At 69.5% G+C, this 19667-nt stretch carries 12 protein-coding genes; 7 read left to right on the plus strand and 5 right to left on the minus strand.

The window, feature by feature from the left end; all coding sequences use genetic code 11:
• Window positions 1–321 precede the first annotated feature (321 nt).
• Window positions 322–4125 carry a GH92 family glycosyl hydrolase gene (locus AB0L95_RS02595; protein ID WP_365155688.1) on the plus strand — a complete coding sequence of 1268 codons (3804 nt, stop codon included), beginning with the start codon at window positions 322–324 and terminating at the stop codon, window positions 4123–4125.
• A 532-nt stretch (window positions 4126–4657) separates the two neighbouring features.
• A complete protein-coding gene (locus AB0L95_RS02600) occupies window positions 4658–5023 on the plus strand; it encodes a hypothetical protein (RefSeq protein WP_365155691.1) in 366 nt (121 codons plus the stop codon).
• A 151-nt stretch (window positions 5024–5174) separates the two neighbouring features.
• Here AB0L95_RS02600 and acnA read toward each other — a convergent pair whose 3' ends face one another.
• Window positions 5175–7892: an aconitate hydratase AcnA gene (gene acnA, locus AB0L95_RS02605; RefSeq protein WP_365155694.1), complete on the minus strand. Its 2718-nt coding sequence runs from the start codon at window positions 7890–7892 to the stop codon at window positions 5175–5177.
• A 488-nt stretch (window positions 7893–8380) separates the two neighbouring features.
• Here acnA and AB0L95_RS02610 point away from each other — a divergent pair, with 488 nt between their 5' ends.
• Together AB0L95_RS02610 and AB0L95_RS02615 are read left to right on the plus strand one after the other, a co-directional pair.
• Window positions 8381–8578: a DUF4236 domain-containing protein gene (locus AB0L95_RS02610; protein WP_365155697.1), complete on the plus strand. Its 198-nt coding sequence runs from the start codon at window positions 8381–8383 to the stop codon at window positions 8576–8578.
• Between the two features lie 64 nt (window positions 8579–8642).
• Window positions 8643–10172, plus strand: a complete 1530-nt coding sequence (locus AB0L95_RS02615) for a UDP-N-acetylglucosamine 1-carboxyvinyltransferase (RefSeq protein ID WP_365155700.1) — start codon at window positions 8643–8645, stop codon at window positions 10170–10172.
• A gap of 127 nt (window positions 10173–10299) precedes the next feature.
• On the opposite strand, the gene AB0L95_RS02620 is transcribed toward AB0L95_RS02615, so the two are convergent.
• Window positions 10300–12189: a glycoside hydrolase family 15 protein gene (locus AB0L95_RS02620; RefSeq protein ID WP_365155703.1), complete on the minus strand. Its 1890-nt coding sequence runs from the start codon at window positions 12187–12189 to the stop codon at window positions 10300–10302.
• A 337-nt stretch (window positions 12190–12526) separates the two neighbouring features.
• Here AB0L95_RS02620 and AB0L95_RS02625 point away from each other — a divergent pair, with 337 nt between their 5' ends.
• Window positions 12527–12829: a hypothetical protein gene (locus tag AB0L95_RS02625; RefSeq protein ID WP_365155705.1), complete on the plus strand. Its 303-nt coding sequence runs from the start codon at window positions 12527–12529 to the stop codon at window positions 12827–12829.
• Window positions 12830–12871: 42 nt separating this feature from the next.
• Here the strand turns inward: AB0L95_RS02625 and AB0L95_RS02630 are convergent, their stop codons facing one another.
• Entirely contained in the window at window positions 12872–13318 is a 447-nt protein-coding gene (locus AB0L95_RS02630) for a RidA family protein (protein WP_365155708.1), read from the minus strand.
• Window positions 13315–14523: an acyl-CoA dehydrogenase family protein gene (locus AB0L95_RS02635; protein ID WP_365155711.1), complete on the minus strand. Its 1209-nt coding sequence runs from the start codon at window positions 14521–14523 to the stop codon at window positions 13315–13317. The genes AB0L95_RS02630 and AB0L95_RS02635 overlap by 4 nt, the downstream gene beginning before the upstream one ends.
• A 133-nt stretch (window positions 14524–14656) precedes the next feature.
• On the opposite strand from AB0L95_RS02635, the gene AB0L95_RS02640 reads away from it, so the two are divergent.
• Both AB0L95_RS02640 and AB0L95_RS02645 read left to right on the plus strand, forming a co-directional pair.
• Window positions 14657–16462 carry an AMP-binding protein gene (locus tag AB0L95_RS02640; RefSeq protein ID WP_365155714.1) on the plus strand — a complete coding sequence of 602 codons (1806 nt, stop codon included), beginning with the start codon at window positions 14657–14659 and terminating at the stop codon, window positions 16460–16462.
• A 15-nt stretch (window positions 16463–16477) separates the two neighbouring features.
• On the plus strand, window positions 16478–17302 hold the full coding sequence (locus tag AB0L95_RS02645) for a PaaX family transcriptional regulator C-terminal domain-containing protein (protein ID WP_365155717.1): 825 nt from the start codon (window positions 16478–16480) through the stop codon (window positions 17300–17302).
• 75 nt (window positions 17303–17377) lie between these two features.
• On the opposite strand, the gene AB0L95_RS02650 is transcribed toward AB0L95_RS02645, so the two are convergent.
• Window positions 17378–19666, minus strand: coding sequence for a bifunctional salicylyl-CoA 5-hydroxylase/oxidoreductase (locus tag AB0L95_RS02650; protein WP_365155720.1), 2289 nt, complete (start codon window positions 19664–19666; stop codon window positions 17378–17380).
• Window position 19667: the final 1 nt, after the last annotated feature.

Here is a 19667-nt window from a genome sequence, read left to right on the forward strand (position 1 = left end):
CCTCCCGATTCCCCCCGGTCCTGCCTGTCCAGGGCTTGCCGTGGCGCTGGGCGACGGCTGCCCGAACGCCGACAGGTATAGTCCACTTCCCGCCAACGGAGCAAGATCGAATGCAAGGTTGACGGTGTGCTTTTCCGAGTTGAGACCTCGCGGAAATACGGGATGCCCGTATGTCACTCGCACGAGATATCCGCCGCAATGACCCCGAATGCCACACTCAACACCCTTGACATCACAGACCACTTGGGCACCTACTGGTCCTTGCGCAGCAGAGTTGACAACGTTGTCCATATTTTCACAGCGCAGGGAGGGTGCTCGCGCATGCAGCACAGATCTCGGCACAGACGGGCTCGGTCGGCGGTCGTGGCAACGGCCGCCTTCGCATTGGTGGCGGGTCTCCAGGGCGCGGCGGAGGCGCTGCCCCACCAAGGCCCCGCCGCGGAGCGGGAGTTCGCCTCCTCGTTCGAGGCGGGTGACCCGGCGCCGACGTGGCTGAACACCGTGGACACCGGAGCCGACGGCAGCAAGCGGGCGTCCGGCGTGGACGGCGGATACACGACGGGCATCCCCGGCAATGTGACCGACGAGGTCACCGATGTCCGCGCCAGTGCCGAGAACTCGGGCGCGGGTGAGGTCAAGGAGAACCTGATCGACGGCGAGCCCGGCACCAAATGGCTCACGTTCGCGCCCTCGGGCTGGGTCGAGTTCGACCTCGACGCGCCGGCCAAGGTGGTCACCTACGCGCTGACCTCGGCCAACGACTACGCGGAGCGGGACCCCGCCGACTGGACCCTCCAGGGCTCCACGGACGGCAAGGACTGGAAGACCCTCGACACCCGCACCGGTGAATCGTTCGACCAGCGTTTCCAGACCAAGTCGTACGATCTCGCGGAGCCTGCCGAGTACGCCCACTTCCGGCTCGACATCACCAAGAACCACGGCGCGGACATCCTCCAGCTCGCCGATGTGCAGTTCTCCACCGGCAAGACCACCGAGCCCACGCCCAAGGACATGCGCACCCTGGTGGACCGCGGCCCGATCGGCTCCCCCACGGCCAAGGCGGGCGCAGGCTTCACGGGCCGCCGGGCCCTGCGGTACGCGGGGTCGCACACGACGGACGGACGGGCGTACTCGTACAACAAGGTCTTCGACGTGAACGTGCGCGTCGAGCCGAACACCCGGCTGTCGTACCGGATCTTCCCGTCGATGGCCGACAAGGACCGGGACTACGACGCCACGAACGTCTCCGTCGACCTCGCCTTCACCGACGGCACCTATCTCAGCGGCCTCGGCGCGCTCGACGAGCACGGCTTCCCGCTGTCCCCGCAGGGGCAGGGCGCCTCCAAGGTGCTGTACGTCAACCAGTGGAACGACGTGGCCTCGCGGATCGGGTCGGTCGCCGCGGGCAAGACCGTGGACCGGATCCTGGTGGCGTACGACTCGCCGAAGGGGCCCGCGAAGTTCCGGGGCTGGGTGGACGACATCGCGCTGAAGCCGACGCCGCCGGAGAAGCCCAAGGCCCATCTGTCCGACTACGCGCTCACCACCCGCGGCACCAACTCCAGCGGCTCCTTCTCACGCGGCAACACCTTCCCCGCGACCGCCCTGCCGCACGGCTTCAACTTCTGGACGCCGGTGACCAACGCGGGCTCGCTGAACTGGCTGTACGACTACGCCCGGGCGAACAACGCGGACAACCTGCCGACCATCGAGGCGTTCAGCGCGAGTCATGAGCCGAGCCCCTGGATGGGTGACCGGCAGACGTTCCAGGTGATGCCGTCGACCGCCGCCGGCACCCCGGACACCGGCCGCGCCGCACGGGCACTGGCGTTCCGGCACGACAAGGAGACGGCACGCCCGTACTACTACGGGGTGACCTTCGAGAACGGGCTCAAGGCGGAGATGACGCCCACGGACCACGCGGCGGTGCTCCGGTTCACCTATCCGGGCGACGACGCGAGCGTGATCTTCGACAATGTGACCGAGCAGGCCGGGCTGACCCTCGACAAGGACAACGGGATCGTCACCGGGTTCTCCGATGTGAAGTCCGGACTGTCGACGGGGGCGACGCGCCTGTTCGTCTACGGCGTCTTCGACGCACCCGTGACGGACGGCGCGGCCTCGGGTGTGAAGGGCTATCTGCGCCTGCGCCCCGGTGCGGACCACACGGTGACCCTGCGCCTGGCCACCTCGCTGATCAGCATCGACCAGGCGAAGGACAACCTGCGCCAGGAGGTCCCGGACGGCACGTCGTTCGACACGGTGAAGGCTCGCGCGCAGCGCGCCTGGGACAAGCTGCTCGGCACGATCGAGGTCGAGGGCGCGACCCCCGACCAGCTGACGACGCTCTACTCCTCGATGTACCGGCTGTATCTGTACCCCAACTCCGGCTACGAGAAGGTGGGTTCGGGCTACCAGTACGCGTCCCCGTTCTCCCCGATGACGGGCCAGGACACCCCCACGCACACCGGGGCGAAGATCGTCGACGGCAAGGTGTACGTCAACAACGGCTTCTGGGACACCTACCGGACGACCTGGCCGGCGTACTCCTTCTTCACCCCGAAGCAGGCCGGTGAACTGGTCGACGGCTTCGTCCAGCAGTACAAGGACGGCGGCTGGACCTCCCGGTGGTCCTCGCCCGGCTATGCGGACCTGATGACGGGCACCTCCTCGGACGTGGCGTTCGCGGACGCCTATGTGAAGGGCGTGAAGTTCGACGCGGAGGCCGCCTACGACGCGGCGGTGAAGAACGCGACGGTCGCCCCGCCCGCGTCCGGCGTCGGCCGCAAGGGCATGACGACCTCGCCGTTCCTCGGCTACACCAGCACCAGCACCGGCGAGGGCCTGTCGTGGGCGATGGAGGGCTACGTCAACGACTACGGCATCGCGAAGATGGGCGAGGCGCTGTACAAGAAGACCGGCAAGAAGCTCTACCAGGAGGAATCGCAGTACTTCCTGAACCGCGCCCGGGACTATGTCGACCTCTTCGACCCGAAGGCCGGCTTCTTCCAGGGCCGCGACGCGCAGGGCAACTGGCGGGTGGACTCCTCGAAGTACGACCCGCGGGTGTGGGGCTACGACTACACCGAGACCAACGGCTGGGGCTACGCCTTCACGGTCCCGCAGGACAGCCGGGGCCTGGCGAACCTCTACGGCGGCCGCGCCAAGCTGGGCGACAAGCTGGACGAGTTCTTCGCCACGCCGGAGACGGCCTCGCCCGAGTTCGTCGGCTCGTACGGCGGGATCATCCATGAGATGACGGAGGCGCGTGACGTCCGGATGGGCATGTACGGGCACTCCAACCAGGTCGCGCACCATGTGATCTACATGTACGACGCGGCGGGCCGCCCCTGGGAGGCGCAGGCGAAGGTCCGCGAGGTGCTCGCCCGGCTGTACAACGGCAGCGAGATCGGGCAGGGCTACCACGGTGACGAGGACAACGGCGAGCAGTCGGCCTGGTATGTGTTCTCGGCGCTGGGCTTCTACCCGCTGGTGATGGGCAGCGGTGAGTACGCCATCGGATCGCCGCTGTTCAAGAAGGCCACCGTGCATCTGGAGAACGGCCGGGACCTGGTCATCAACGCCCCGAGGAACAGCACGCGCAACGTGTACATCCAGGGGCTGAAGGTCAACGGCCGCCCGTATACGTCAACGGCGCTGCCGCACTCCCTGTTGTCCCGGGGCGGAGTGCTGGACTTCGACATGGGTCCGCGCCCGTCGTCCTGGGGCAGCGGGAAGAACGCGGCTCCCGTGTCGATCACCCAGGACGACAAGGTGCCCTCGCCGCGCGCGGACGTACTCAGGGGCGACGGCCCGCTCTTCGACAACACCTCGCTGACGGAGACGGCCGTGACGAGCGTGGATCTGCCGGTGGCGAGCCCCACCAAGGCGGCGCAGTACACGCTGACGTCCCCGGCGGACCATACGAAGGCCCCCACGGGCTGGACCCTTCAGGGTTCGACGGACGGTACCCGGTGGACCACCCTCGACCAGCGCTCGGACCAGTCCTTCCCCTGGGACCGGCAGACCAGGGCGTTCTCGATCCCGCACCCGGGCTCGTACACGCACTACCGGCTGGTCCTGAACTCGGCGTCGACGCTGGCGGAGGTGGAGTTGCTCGCCTGACACCCCCGTGAGAGAAGGGGCGGCCGCGGAGTCTCCTCCGCGCCCGCCCTGTTGTCGTACGGGCCTCGCTCAGCCCACCGGAGTGAACCAGCGAGCGGGTCGCACAAGCCGCAGGGACACCAGCGTGCGCCTCACGCACCGGCGCAGAGCGCCCCCCGAACACCCTCGGTAATGGCGAACGCCCTTGACATCGTTGTCTGCCCGGAGGGTACAGTCATGTACAGGCCATCCCGACAACGTTGTCGTCTCCATCGGTCGTCACAAGCCATGTCCCACCCGGTACGGCCCACTCCCCCTTCCCGGCCGAACCGGCTCGCGGACCGGGTGGCACGCTCACCGCCCACCCGGTCCGCCCGGAGTTGTCTCCCAGCCCCCCCGCCGCCCATGGCATCCATTGCATCCATGGCACCCTCGCACCCGACAGGTCACCCGTGGGGGCGGTGTTGGCCGCACCAGGGCGCGAACGGGGCAACCCCAGTGCTCTCGTGGTCATCTACCTGTACGAACGCAAGGACCTGGGAGAGGGCGGGCTGTGCACGGTTCCGGTGCGGACGGTGGCCACGAGAGGGGCACCGCCGGTTCCTGGTGGGCGCCCGCCGTGGCGAATCTGCTGATCGGACTGGTCGCGATACTGCCGGGCCTGTGCGTACGGTGGCTGCTCGCCAGATACGCGGTGATCCACTGCGCCGGCGGGTTCGGCTGTGCCGGCAAGTCACCGGACAACACGCTCGGTATGACGCTGGGCGCGGTGCTGGGCGGCGGGTTCGTCCTCGGCATGGTGCTGGTGGTGGACATCCTCATGCCCTGGCAGGAGGGCCGGCCGGTGCATCTGTGGCTCGGCATGGCGACCCTGGTTCCCGCACCGTTTGCGATCGCTCAGGCCGCGGGGTGGATCTAGTGCCCCGCCAGGCAACGTTCGTCCCGTCGCGAAGCCCGGCACGGCAATAGCGGGGTGAGCCCCCGCCCGGTGACCGCCCCCGCCCGGGACACGGCAAGGGCCGCACCCCCGCCGAGCGGGGATGCGGCCCTCGACTGCCGTGCCGGACCGCTTACTTGCGGATCAGGCTGCGCAGCACGTACTGCATGATGCCGCCGTTGCGGTAGTAGTCGGCCTCACCGGGGGTGTCGATGCGGACGACCGCGTCGAACTCGACACCGGAGTCGGTGGTGACCTTGACCGTGCGCGGCGTGGTGCCGTTGTTCAGCTCCTCGACGCCGGTGAAGGAGAAGGTCTCCTCGCCGGTCAGGCCGAGGGACTCGGCGGTCTGGCCCTCCGGGAACTGGAGCGGCAGGACGCCCATGCCGATGAGGTTCGAGCGGTGGATGCGCTCGTAGGACTCGGCGATGACGGCCTTGACGCCCAGCAGCGCGGTGCCCTTGGCGGCCCAGTCGCGGGACGAGCCGGAGCCGTACTCCTTGCCGGCCAGGACGACCAGCGGGATGCCCTGCTCGATGTAGTTGCGCGAGGCGTCGTAGATGAACGACACCGGCGCGTCGGCCTGAGTGAAGTCGCGGGTGTAGCCGCCCTCGGTGCCCGGCGCGATCTGGTTGCGCAGGCGGATGTTGGCGAACGTACCGCGGATCATGACCTCGTGGTTGCCACGGCGGGAGCCGTAGCTGTTGAAGTCACGACGCTCCACTCCGTGCTCGGTGAGGTACTTGCCGGCCGGGGTGTCGGCCTTGATCGCACCGGCCGGGGAGATGTGGTCGGTGGTGACCGAGTCGCCCAGCTTGGCGAGGACGCGGGCACCGGCGATGTCGGTGACCGGGGCCGGCTCCATCTGCATGCCCTCGAAGTACGGGGGCTTGCGGACGTAGGTCGACTCGGCGTCCCACTCGAAGGTGTTTCCGGTCGGGATCGGCAGCGACTGCCACTGGGCGTCGCCGGCGAAGACGTCCTGGTAGGACTTGTTGAACATGTCCTCGCCGATGGCGTTGGCGACGACGTCGTTCACCTCGGCCTCGGAGGGCCAGATGTCCTTCAGGTAGACCGGGTTGCCGTCCTGGTCGGTGCCCAGGGCGTCGCGGGTGATGTCCACCTTCATGGAGCCCGCGAGGGCATAGGCGACGACCAGCGGCGGGGACGCCAGGTAGTTCATCTTGACGTCCGGGTTGATCCGGCCCTCGAAGTTCCGGTTGCCGGAGAGGACCGAGGTGACCGCGAGGTCGTGGTCGTTGACGGCCTTGGAGACCTCCTCCGGCAGCGGGCCGGAGTTGCCGATGCAGGTGGTGCAGCCGTAGCCGACGAGGTTGAAGCCGACCTTGTCCAGGTACGGCGTCAGGCCCGCCTTGTCGAAGTAGTCGGTGACGACCTTCGAGCCCGGGGCGAGGGTGGTCTTGACCCACGGCTTGCGGGTCAGGCCCTTCTCGACGGCCTTCTTGGCCACCAGGGCGGCGGCGACCATGACATACGGGTTGGACGTGTTGGTGCAGGAGGTGATGGCCGCGACCGTCACCGCACCGTGGTCGATGGTGTAGGTCGTGCCGTCGGGGGCGGTGACCGGGACCGGGTTGGACGGGGCGCCGTTGGGGGCGACGGCCGGAGCGTCGGAGGCCGGGAAGGACTCCACGCCCGCCTCGTCGACGGCGTCCACGTAGTTGCGCACGTCCGTCGTGAACTGCTCGGCGGCGTTCGCGAGGACGATACGGTCCTGCGGGCGCTTCGGGCCGGCGATCGACGGGACGACGGTCGACAGGTCCAGCTCGAGCTTCTCGGAGAAGTCCGGCTCGGCCTTCGGGTCCAGCCAGAGGCCCTGCTCCTTGGCGTAGGCCTCGACAAGCGCGACCTGCTGGTCGCTGCGGCCGGTCAGACGCAGGTAGTTCAGGGTCTCGTCGTCGATCGGGAAGATCGCGGCGGTGGAGCCGAACTCCGGCGACATGTTGCCGATGGTGGCGCGGTTGGCCAGGGAGGTGGCGGCGACGCCCTCGCCGTAGAACTCGACGAACTTTCCGACCACACCGTGCTTGCGGAGCATCTCGGTGATGGTGAGCACGAGGTCGGTGGCGGTGGTGCCGGGCTGCAGCTCACCGGTGAGCTTGAAGCCGACGACGCGCGGGATGAGCATGGACACCGGCTGGCCGAGCATCGCGGCCTCGGCCTCGATGCCGCCGACGCCCCAGCCGAGGACGCCGAGGCCGTTGACCATGGTGGTGTGCGAGTCGGTGCCGACCAGGGTGTCGGGGTAGGCCTTGCCGTCACGGACCATGACGACACGAGCCAGGTGCTCGATGTTGACCTGGTGGACGATGCCGGTGCCCGGCGGGACGACCTTGAACTCGTCGAAGGCGGTCTGGCCCCAGCGCAGGAACTGGTAGCGCTCCTTGTTGCGGCCGTACTCCAGGTCGACGTTCACCTTGAAGGCGTCGTTCGTACCGAACTTGTCGGCGATGACGGAGTGGTCGATGACCAGCTCGGCCGGGGCCAACGGGTTGATCTTCGCCGGGTCGCCGCCCAGCTCCTTCACGGCCTCACGCATGGTGGCGAGGTCAACGACACAGGGAACACCCGTGAAGTCCTGCATGATCACGCGGGCCGGCGTGAACTGGATCTCCTGCGACGGCTGGGCCTGGGAGTCCCAGTTGCCGAGGGCGCGGATGTGGTCGGCGGTGATGTTGGCGCCGTCCTCGGTGCGGAGCAGGTTCTCCAGCAGGACCTTGAGGCTGTACGGAAGGCGGGCCGAGCCCTCCACCTTGTTCAGCCGGAAGATCTCGTACGACTCGTCGCCCACCTGCAGCGTGCTGCGGGCGTCGAAGCTGTTCGCCGACACGACAGTCTCCTTCATTGATGTGCGCGTACCACCGCAATGCTGCCGCCACGACGGCTGGACCGATCCGCTAAGGTAAGGCTAAGTTAGGTAACCCTTACTAGAGCGTCGGCTGTGGTGCGCCTCGGCAGATATCTCGATGTCGAGATAACTCTAGTACATGGGTGCGGCTCGGTCATGCCGGAGCCACCCCGGGAGCCCCGGAAGGTCCCTCGGGGTCCGGAAGATCCCCCCGGAGCCCGCGAACATCCCCGGGACCCCCAAGACCCCCCGACCTCCCGAGCACCCCCAGGGAGCCCACACCACCCCCCGAGAACCCCCCGGGGGCCCGCACCACCCCTCCGCGCGCCCCTCCACCCACCCCCGCCGCCTCCCCGTGCCCCCTGCACCGACCCCTGCACCCTGCCCGCCATCAATCCGCCGAGCGCGGGTATCCGACGTGAGCCGGGACATCCGAAGCGAGCCGGCGAACGAAAGAAGGAGGCACCCGTATGCCGCTCACGTTCCGCAAGAGCTTCCGGATCCTTCCGGGGGTGCGCCTGAACATCAACAGGCACTCCTGGTCGCTCACCACCGGAGGAAACCACGGGCCGCGTCACACGCACAGCAGTACGGGACGTCGTACGATATCGATGGATTTGCCGGGACCTTTCGGCTGGCGTCGAACCCGTTCCACCAGGCGTCGTTGACGACGCATCACCCGAATGGGCCCCCCGAGAGGCGCCATCTCATATCTGAGATAACCTCGGTCACATGTCAGACGACTACCTCGTACGTATCGGCAGGCTCATCCGTGACGCCCGGCAGCACCGTGGCTGGACTCAGGCGCAGCTCGCCGAGGCGCTCGGTACCAGTCAGAGCGCCGTCAACCGGATCGAGCGCGGCAACCAGAACCTCAGCCTTGAGATGATCGCCAGGATCGGCGAGGCCCTGGACAGCGAGATCGTGTCCCTGGGCTACGCGGGTCCCATGCATCTGCGGGTGGTCGGCGGCCGCCGGCTCTCGGGCGCCATCGACGTCAAGACGAGCAAGAACGCCTGCGTGGCCCTGCTGTGCGCCTCGCTGCTCAACAAGGGGCGCACCGTACTGCGCCGGGTCGCCCGCATCGAGGAGGTGTACCGCCTCCTGGAGGTGCTGGCCTCGATCGGCGTGCGCACCCGGTGGATCAACGAGGGGATCGACCTGGAGATCGTGCCGCCCGCCGATCTCGACCTGGAGGCCATCGACGCCGCGGCCGCCCGCCGTACCCGGTCCATCATCATGTTCCTCGGGCCGCTGCTGCACCGTACGGACCGCTTCCGGCTGCCGTACGCGGGCGGCTGCGACCTCGGGACGCGCACCGTCGAGCCGCACATGATCGCCCTGCGCCGGTTCGGGCTGGACGTCACCGCCACCGAGGGGCACTACCACGCGGTGGTGGACCGCACCGTCACCCCCGGCCGGCCGATCGTGCTGACCGAGCGCGGCGACACCGTGACCGAGAACGCGCTGCTCGCCGCCGCCCGCCACGACGGGGTCACGGTCATCCGCAACGCGTCCTCCAACTACATGGTCCAGGACCTGTGCTTCTTCCTGGAGGCGCTCGGCGTCGCGGTCGAGGGCATCGGCACCACCACGCTCACGGTGCACGGTGTGCCCAACATCGACGTCGATGTCGACTACTCCCCCTCCGAGGACCCGGTCGAGGCGATGAGCCTGCTGGCCGCTGCGGTCGTCACCGAGTCGGAACTGACCGTGCGCCGCGTGCCGATCGAGTTCCTGGAGATCGAGCTGGCGGTGCTGGAGGAGATGGGGCTCGACCACGACCGCAGTCCCGAGTACGTGGCGGACAACGGCCGCACCCGGCTGGTCGACCTCACCGTACGGCCCTCCAAGCTGGAGGCGCCGATCGACAAGATCCACCCGATGCCGTTCCCCGGCCTGAACATCGACAACGTCCCCTTCTTCGCGGCCATCGCGGCCGCCGCGCAGGGCAAGACGCTGATCCACGACTGGGTGTACGACAACCGGGCCATCTACCTCACCGACCTCAACCGGCTCGGCGGGCGGCTGCAACTCCTCGACCCGCACCGCGTCCTGGTGGAGGGCCCGACCCGCTGGCGCGCCGCCGAGATGATGTGCCCGCCGGCCCTGCGGCCCGCCGTGGTGGTCCTGCTGGCGATGATGGCGGCCGAGGGCACCTCGGTGCTGCGCAACGTGTACGTCATCAACCGCGGCTATGAGGACCTGGCCGAACGGCTCAACTCCGTCGGCGCGCAGATCGAGACGTTCCGGAACATCTGAGAGGCGGGGCCGCCGGATCCCATCCGACCTGCGTCGATGCGGGTCCGGGAGGGGTCCGGCGGGGTCTCTGGGACTTCTCTGGGACCCACGCGCACCCTTCTAGGAGTTGCAGTAGTTCGGGTGGGCGCTATCGAGCAGACACCCAGTACGGCCCCGGAAAGAGCGAGGAGCGGGAGATGATCGGCATGGCGACATCGTCAAGGTGAGCGTCCAGGGTCAGCGCGGCGTTGATGATGGCGAGATGGGTCAACGCCTGGGGGAAATTCCCGAGTTGGTCGCCGGTCAGCCCGATCTCCTCGGAGTACAGCCCGAGATGGTTGGCGTACGTGAGCATCCTGTCGAACACGAGCCGGGCTTCTCGAAGACGACCGGCGAGAGCGAGGGATTCAACGTACCAGAAGGTGCACGCGGAGAAAGTGCCTTCGGAACCGCGTAGGCCGTCCGGGGAAGCGGCAGGATCGTAGCGGTAGACGAGATTGTCGGACACCAGATCCTTCTTGATCGCGTCCATCGTGGAAATCCAGCGCGGGTCGTTGGGCGCGATGAACCCCACCGCCGGCATGACCAAGAGGGAGGAGTCCAGGACGTCGCTACCGAGCGATTGTGTGAACGCAGCGCGCTCCCGATTCCAGCCGTGCTCCATGACTTGCGAGTACACCGCGTTGCGGTGGCCGATCCATCGGCCCAGCTCGGCCGGTCGGCCTCTGGCGGATGCCATGCGGATGGCCCGGTCCAGGGCAATCCAGGTCGCGACCCGCCCGTACGTGAAGTCCTTGTCCCCGCCACGGGTTTCCCATATTCCCGCCTCGCGCTGCTCCCAGTTGTCGCACACCCAGTCCACCATGCGGGTCAGCGCCTGCCAGTTGGCGTAGCTCGTCTGCAGACCGCGCTGGTCGGCGTGTTGGAGGCAGTCCAGCACCGACCCATAGATGTCGAGTTGCAACTGGTCGGCGGCGCCGTTGCCGATGCGCACCGGAGCGGAGGCCCGGTAGCCCTCCCAATGGTCCAATGTCTCCTCGCTCAGATTCCCTGAGCCGTCCACCCGGTACATGACCTTCAGAGGGTGTTCCCCACCACCGGCTTGTTCCCGGACGCGGTTGCCCACCCAGTCCGTGAATGCGGCGGCTTCCTCGGTGAAACCCATCCCGAGCAGGGCGTGCAGGGACAAGGTGGTGTCGCGGATCCAGGCGTAGCGGTAGTCCCAGTTGCGCTCGCCGCCGATCTGTTCCGGCAGGCTGGTCGTGGGAGCCGCGATCATGGCCCCGGAGGGGGCATAGGTCATGAGTTTGAGTGTCATGGCGGAGCGGTTGACTATCTCCCGCCACCGACCCTTATACCGAGAATGCGCCAACCAGCCGTGCCAGAAGCTGACCGTGTCCTCCAGAAGCCGGTCGCACTCCTCCGGCGGGACGACGCGCGGCGGACCGTCGGGGTCCGTCTCCAGCAGCACCCCGGTGGCGCTGCCGGCTCTCAGCCTGGCAGTCAGCTCCAGCACGCCCCCGCGGATCCGCCCTTCACTCACGCACTGGTCGCCTAGCGAATCCACGACGTGCACCGCCAGACGCTCATCCCCGCTGACGAATTCCCACCCCTCTGCGGTCGCGGTGACCTCATGCGGTTGCCGTGCGTAGTCGAACCCGGGCGCGATCTCGATGTTGAACGTCATGTCGCCGCGCGCGCAGCGCACCAGACGCACCAGACGGTGGTTCTTCGTCGGCTTGCCCGTCAACGCCGGGGGCATGAAGTCGATGACCGCGCCCACGCCTTGCTCGGTGAGGAATCTGGTGACCAATACACAGGTGTCCGGAGAATAGTGCTGCCGCTTCGTGTACGTCTGCACACGAGGACTGATCTTGCAGTAGCCCCCTTTCTCGCGATCGAGGAGCGCTCCGAAGATGCTGGGCGAGTCGTATCGCGGACTGCAGAACCAGTCGATCGTCGCCTCGGTGGAGACCAGTGCTGCCGTCTGCAGATCACCGATGAGTCCGTGTTCCGATATCAGCGGGTATTCGTCCATCGAGCTTCTCGCCTTTCGACCGGTCGTATCGCGCAACGAGCCCCGTCTGTGGCCGGTCGTTCGCCGCTGGTCGTCCGCCGCCCACCCTGTCGCTCACGGCCGGGCGGTGCTCCCATGTCCAGATTGCATGCTGTGGTCAGGTCCCGCATGATTTTGTCGCCTCCTACACCAAAGGCCGACCAATTATGATTGTTTGGGGGTAGACGGTCACCAGGACGTCACCGCAGGCCGCGGAAGCGGGAGCGGCAGCGGGAGCCGGAGCGGGAGCGGCAGCGAAGGGCACAACGAACAGAGGTGCGCTGCGGAGGTCTCACGCGTGCCCTGCTTGGATCACTCCATGATTTCTCCTGGCGCACCGGACGAGACACACGACGTGTCGGAACTCGCGGTCTGGTTCGGTGGAGCGTCCGTGACGTGCTGGTTCTGCTGCCCGTTCTGGATGCTTGTCTGGTTCGTCTCGCTGCCGCTCGCCCTCGTCGGCCTGGTGCGTGCGTACATCGAGTACCGAGCGTCGAAGCTCGGCCGGACGAGCAGGTCGCGGGCCGTGCTGGGAGGGGTGTTGTCCCTGGTGGGGGCGGCGGCGGCCATCGCGTACGTGGTCTTTCTGGCCCTGCATCCGGATCTTCCCGTCCAGGGCTGACGGTTCAGCTCGATTGCGCCGCGGTCAGCGTCTTCGCCGGAGTCACGGAAGCACCGCGAAGCCGTCGAGTTCCACGAGGGCCTCCTCGTCCCAGAGGCGTACGGTTCCCACGACGGCCATCGCGGGATAGGCGCGGCCCGCCAGCCGCCGCCAGATGCGGCCGAGTTCGGGGGCGTGGGCGCGGTAGTCGGCGACGTCGGTGGCGTAGACCGTGACGCGGGCGAGGTCGTCGGGGGTGCCGCCGGCGGCGCGCAGGGCGGTGAGCAGGTTGGCGAGCGCCCGCTCGAACTGCTCGGGGAGGGTGGCGCCGACGACCTTGCCGGCCGTGTCGAGGGCGGTCTGCCCGGCCAGGAACACCACCCGGGACCCGGCGGCGACCACCGCGTGGGAGAAGCCCGCCGGAGGGGACAGGTCGGGCGGGTTGATACGCGAGGGGGCGGGCGGGTTGCCGACCGGCAGGTCGGGCGGGTCGGTGCGCTCGACGGTCACAGGGCCTCCAGGGTGGCGTACAACTCCTTGGCGACGATGCCGCGTTGGACCTCGCTCGCGCCCTCGTAGATCCGGGGCGCGCGCACCTCGCGGTACAGGTGCTCAAGGAGGTGGCCGCGGCGCAGGGCGCGGGCGCCGTGCAACTGGACGGCCGCGTCGACGACGTACTGCGCGGTCTCGGTAGCCAGCAGCTTCGCCATCGCGGCCCGTTTCGGGACGTCCGGGGCGCCTTCGTCGTACGCCGTCGCCGCCGCGTAGACCATCAGCCGGGCCGCCTCCGTGCGCAGGGCCATCTCGGCGACCTGGTGTGCGACGGCCTGGAGGTCCTTCAGCTTGCCGCCGAACGCGTCCCGCTCCGCCGTGTACGCGAGGGTCGCGTCGAGGGCCGACTGCGCCATGCCGACCGCGAAGGCGCCGACACTGGGCCGGAAGAGATTGAGGGTGCCCATGGCGACCCGGAAGCCCCGGCCGGGCTCCCCGAGGACGTCGTCGGCGGTCACGGGCACGGCGTCGAAGACCAGGGCGCCGATGGGGTGCGGCGAGAGCATGTCCAGCGGGGAGCCGGTCAGGCCGGGGCGGTCGGCGGGGACGAGGAAGGCGGTCACGCCGCGTGCGCCCGCGCCGGGGGTGGTGCGGGCGAAGACGGTGTAGAAGTCGGCCTCTGGGGCGTTGGAGATCCAGCACTTCTCGCCCGTGAGACGCCAGCCCCGCTCGCCGTCGCGCTCCGCTTGCACGGACCCGCTGTCGCCGGTCTCCGTGGCGCTGCCACTGTTCCTGTTCGCGCTGTTCGCGGTCGAGTCCGGGTCCGCTCGCAGGGCCAGCGCCGCGGCGTCCGAGCCCGCGTCCGGCTCGGTCAGGGCGAAAGCCGCCACTGTCGTCCCCGCGCGGACACCGGGGAGCCAGCGGGCGCGCTGGGCCGGGGTGCCGTAGGCGTGCACGGGGTGGGCGCCGAGACCCTGCAGGGCGAGGGCCGTCTCCGCCTCCGTACAGGACTGGGCCAGCGACTCCCGCATCAGGCACAGCTCCAGCGCGCCCGAGGTGAACAGCCGGTCCAGCAGACCGAGTCGGCCGAGTTCCGCGACCAGGTCCCGGTTGACCCGGCCCGGCTCGCGCTTCTCCGCGAGCGGGTGCAGTCGCTGCTCGGCCAGGGTGCGCAGTTCCGTGCACCAGGCGGTTTGTGCCGGATCGAGCGAGAATGCGGTCATTGCCGGTCCCTCTCCCTGACGGCGCACCGGGGCGGGTGGGCTGCCCACCCGAGCGTATCGCGGACCGTTGACTGTCGTCACCAACACGATACGCTCGATGCGCGAGCCCACCACGACAAGGGGGCGAGACGCCATGGAAGCCATGGAAGCCACGGATCCGAGGGACGCCGACAGCGCCCCGGCCGCCGCAGGCACCACGGACATCTCCGGTATCGCGGAGACGTCCGACACCGCAGAGCCCTCCGGTAGCGCGGAGACATCCGACGCCGCGGGGACAATCGGCACCTCCGACCCGGTCGGCGCCCCCACCGCCCACCTGGACACGTTCTCCCGGGACCACCTCCCGCCCCCCGAGCAGTGGCCCGAACTCCGATTCGACCTGCCCGAGCTGCGATACCCCGAACGGCTCAACGCCGCCGTCGAGCTGCTGGCGGACACCGCCGCCGAGCGCCCCGCGTTCCGTACGGCGGACGGGGACGTGTGGACGTACGGTCAGCTCCGGGCCCGTGTAGACCGGATCGCGCACACGCTCACCGGCAGCCTCGGCGTCGTCCCCGGCAACCGCGTCCTGCTGCGCGGCCCGACCACTCCCTGGCTCGCGGCCTGCTGGCTCGCGGTGCTGAAGACGGGCGCGGTCGCCGTCACCGTGCTCGCTCAGCAGCGTGCGCACGAGCTGCGCACCCTGTGCGAGATCGCGCGGGTCGGACACGCCCTGTGCGACGCGCGCGCCGTCGACGATCTGGTCAAGGCCGAGGTCCCCGGGCTGCGCATCACCCCCTACGGCGGTGACGCCCCCGACGATCTGCTGCGGCTGCCGGCGCCCGGGGAACCGTACCCGCCGGTGGACACGGCGGCCGACGACGTGGCGCTGATCGCCTTCACCTCGGGCACCACGGGCCGCCCCAAGGGCTGTATCCACTTCCACCGCGATCTGCTCGCCATCGCGGACACCTTCTCCCGGCATGTGCTCCGGCCTCGTCCCGACGACGTCTTCGCGGGCAGTCCCCCGCTCGGGTTCACCTTCGGACTCGGCGGGCTCGTCGTCTTCCCGCTGCGGGCCGGCGCGAGCGCCCTGCTGCTCGAACGGGCAGGCCCCCGGCAGCTGTTGCCCGCGATCGCCGAGCACCGGGTCTCCGTGCTGTTCACCGCCCCGACCGCGTACCGCGCGATACTCGACGAGCTGAACAGTGAGGACGGGGCCGACGGGCACGGCCGGCACGACATCACGTCGCTGCGGCGGTGTGTGTCGGCCGGGGAGAACCTCCCCACCGCGACCTGGCGGGCCTGGCACGAGCGCACGGGGCTGCGCATCATCAACGGCATCGGCGCGACCGAACTGCTGCACATCTTCATCTCCGCCGCGGACGACGGGATCCGCCCGGGGACCACCGGAGTTCCGGTGCCGGGGTGGCAGGCCCGGGTGCAGGACGCGCACGGCACGCCCCTGCCCGACGGCGAGCCCGGGCTGCTCGCCGTGCGCGGCCCGGTCGGCTGCCGCTATCTCGCCGACCCCCGGCAGCGGGACTACGTCCGGGACGGCTGGAACATCACGGGCGACACCTATGTCCGCGAACCCGACGGCTACTTCCGTTATGTGGCGCGCGCCGACGACATGATCATCTCGGCCGGGTACAACATCGCCGGGCCTGAGGTCGAGGAGGCGCTGCTGCGGCATCCGGACGTGGTCGAGACGGCGGTCGTCGGCCGGGCGGACGAGGCGCGCGGGCAGGTGGTGGTGGCGTACACGGTCCTCCGGCCGGGGGCGCGCCGCGACCCGGAGGCGCTGCGTGCCTTCCTCAAGTCCGAGCTGGCGCCGTACAAGTGCCCGCGCGAGTTCGTCTTCCTGGACGCGCTGCCCCGCACGGCGACGGGCAAGCTCCAGCGCTTCCGGCTGCGGACGGACAACCACCCGGTACCGCCACTTGGTGATCATGAGTGACGCGGACGTTCTAGAGTGATCATCGTGTCCGATCAGCACGCTCCCCGTTCCCTCATCGTGACGTTCTACGGTGCCTACGGCCGCTTCACACCCGGACCGGTGCCGGTCGCCGAACTGATCAGACTGCTCGCCGCGGTCGGTGTGGACGCACCCTCCGTGCGCTCGTCGGTGTCCCGGTTGAAGCGGCGCGGACTGCTGGTGCCGGCGCGCACGGCCGCGGGCGCGGCGGGGTACGCGCTGTCACCGGACGCCCTGCAACTGCTCGACGACGGCGACCGGCGTGTGTACGCGACGACGCCGCCCGAGGACGACGGCTGGGTGCTCGCGGTGTTCTCGGTACCGGAGTCGGAGCGGCAGAAGCGGCATCTGCTGCGCTCCCGGCTCGCCGGGCTCGGTTTCGGCACCGCGGCCCCGGGGGTGTGGATCGCTCCGGCCCGTCTGTACGAGGAGACCCGGCACACCCTGGAGAGGCTGCGCCTGGACCCGTATGTGGACCTCTTCCGCGGTGAGCACCTCGGGTTCGCGCCGACCGGTCAGACGGTGGCGCGCTGGTGGGACCTGGCCGGGATCGCCAAGCAGCACGAGGCGTTCCTCGACCGCCACGCACGGGTGCTGCACGACTGGGAGGCACGCGAGGACACCCCGCCGGAGGCGGCCTACCGCGACTATCTGCTCGCCCTGGACTCCTGGCGCCATCTGCCGTACGTCGACCCGGGGTTGCCCACCGGGCTGCTCCCCGGGGACTGGCCGGGCACCCGCTCCGCCACGGTCTTCCGCGCGCTGCACGAGCGGCTGCGGGACGCGGGAGCGGTCTTCGCGGGGGCGGACCCGGAAGCATGACGCGAGGGTGCGCGGGCATGACCCGGTGGCGCCCCGGGACGTGATCGATGCTCCCTTCGCCGGGCGGCGGTCTCGTCAACCACCCAGTGCCAGGCGGGGTTTGGGCGCATCCGTGCGTCCTGTCTGCGGGCGGCGGCTGCCGGCGCGATAGGGCGTGGGCCATGCGACGCCCGGTCCGCTGTAGCCCTGTTCGGCCGCCGCGTGCAGCGTCCAGTGGGGGTCGTACAGATGCGGTCGGGCCAGAGCGCACAGATCGGTGCGCCCGGCCAGAATCAGCGAATTGACGTCGTCCCAGGACGAGATCGCACCCACCGCGATCACCGGGATGCCCGTCTCCTGACGGATCCGGTCGGCGTACGGCGTCTGGTACGACCGCCCGAACTGCGGCTGCTCCTCGGCCACCACCTGGCCGGTCGACACATCGATCGCGTCGGCGCCGTGCGCGGCGAAGGCACGGGCGATCTCGACGGCCTCCTCGGCCGTGGTACCGCCCTCGGCCCAGTCGGTCGCGGAGATCCGTACGGTCATGGGCCGTTCCTCGGGCCACACCGCGCGTACGGCGTCGAAGACCTCCAGCGGGAAGCGCAGCCGTTTGGCGAGGCTGCCGCCGTAGGCGTCGGTGCGCCGGTTGGTGAGGGGCGAGAGGAAGCCGGACAACAGATAGCCATGGGCACAGTGCAGTTCGAGCAGATCGAAGCCGCCGCGGGCGGCCCGGCAGGCTGCGGACGCGAACTGTTCGCGGATGTCGGTCAGTTGGGCGCGGGTCAGCTCGCGGGGCGTCTGGCTGCCGGGCCTGTACGGAAGCGGGGAGGCGGCCAGCAGCGGCCAGTTGTCCTCCTCCAGCGGTTCGTCCATGCCCTCCCACATCAGCTTGGTGGAGCCCTTGCGGCCGCTGTGTCCGAGCTGCACGCCGATCGCGGTGCCCGGTGCCTGGGTGTGCACGAAGTCGGTGATCCGGCGCCAGGCCTCGGCCTGCCGCCCGCTGTAGAGCCCGGCGCAGCCCGGGGTGATGCGCCCCTCGGCGCTCACGCACACCATCTCGGTCATCACCAGGCCGGCCCCGCCGAGCGCCCGGGCGCCCAGGTGGACGAGGTGGAAGTCGCCGGGGACGCCGTCCACTGCCGAGTACATGTCCATCGGCGAGACGATGACCCGGTTGCGCAGGGTCAGACCGCGCAGCCGGAAGGGGGTGAACATGGGCGGGGTGCCGGGCGGGCAGCCGAATTCCTGTTCCACCGCCTCGGTGAAGCGCGCGTCGCGCAGCCGGAGATTGTCGTGGGTGACCCGGCGGCTGCGGGTGAGCAGGTTGAACGCGAACTGCCGGGCGGGCTGGTCGAGATAGAGCCGCAGCTCCTCGAACCACTCCAGGCTGGCCCGGGCCGCGCGCTGGGTGGAGGCGACGACCGGGCGCCGCTCCTCCTCATAGGCGACGAGGGCGTCCCGCAGGGAAGTGTGTTCCTCCAGGCACGCGGCCAGCGCCAGCGCGTCCTCCACCGCGAGTTTGGTGCCGGAGCCGATCGAGAAGTGGGCGGTGTGCGCGGCGTCGCCGAGGAGGACCAGGTTGTCGTGCGACCAGCGGGCGTTCACGACCGTGCGGAACGTCGTCCAGGTGGAGTTGTTGGAGCGCAGGGGCCGGCCGCCGAGCGCGTCCGTGAAGATCTTGGCGCAGTGCTCGATCGTCTCGGCGGTCTCCGACTCGTCGAACCCGGCGGCCCGCCACACCTCCTCCCGCATCTCGACGATGACGGTCGAGGCGTCAGCGGCATACGGATAGCCGTGCAGTTGCATCACGCCGTGTTCCGTCTCGGCGATCTCGAAGCGGAACGCGTCGAAGGCGAAGTCGGCGGCGAGCCAGATGTAACGGCAGCGGTGCTCCTCGACGGTCGGCCGGAACACCTGTGCGAAGGCCTCGCGGGCGCCGCTGTGCACCCCGTCGGCGGCGATCACCAGGTCGTACGCCTTCATCAGCCGGGCCGGGTGCGGGGCCTCGGTGCTGAAGCGCAGCTCGATGCCGAGCGAGCGGCAGCGCTCGTGCAGGATCTGGAGCAGCCGCCGCCTGCCGAGTGCGGCGAAGCCGTGGCCGCCGGAGGTCTGGCGCACTCCCCGGTGCACGATGTCGATGTCGTCCCAGCGCACGAACTCGTCCTTCAGGGCCGCGTGCACCACGGGGTCGGCGTGCTCGATGCCGCCGAGGGTCTCGTCCGACAGGACGACACCGAAGCCGAAGGTGTCGTCGGGGGCGTTGCGCTCCCAGACGGTGACCTCCCGCGCCGGGTCCAGACGCTTGAGCAGGGCGGCGGAGTACAGCCCGCCGGGTCCGCCGCCGATCACGGCGACGCGCAGAGGCCGGGGGGCCGTCGTCATC

This window comes from Streptomyces sp. NPDC052036, from assembly GCF_040680495.1.
In the GTDB taxonomy this organism is placed as follows: domain Bacteria; phylum Actinomycetota; class Actinomycetes; order Streptomycetales; family Streptomycetaceae; genus Streptomyces.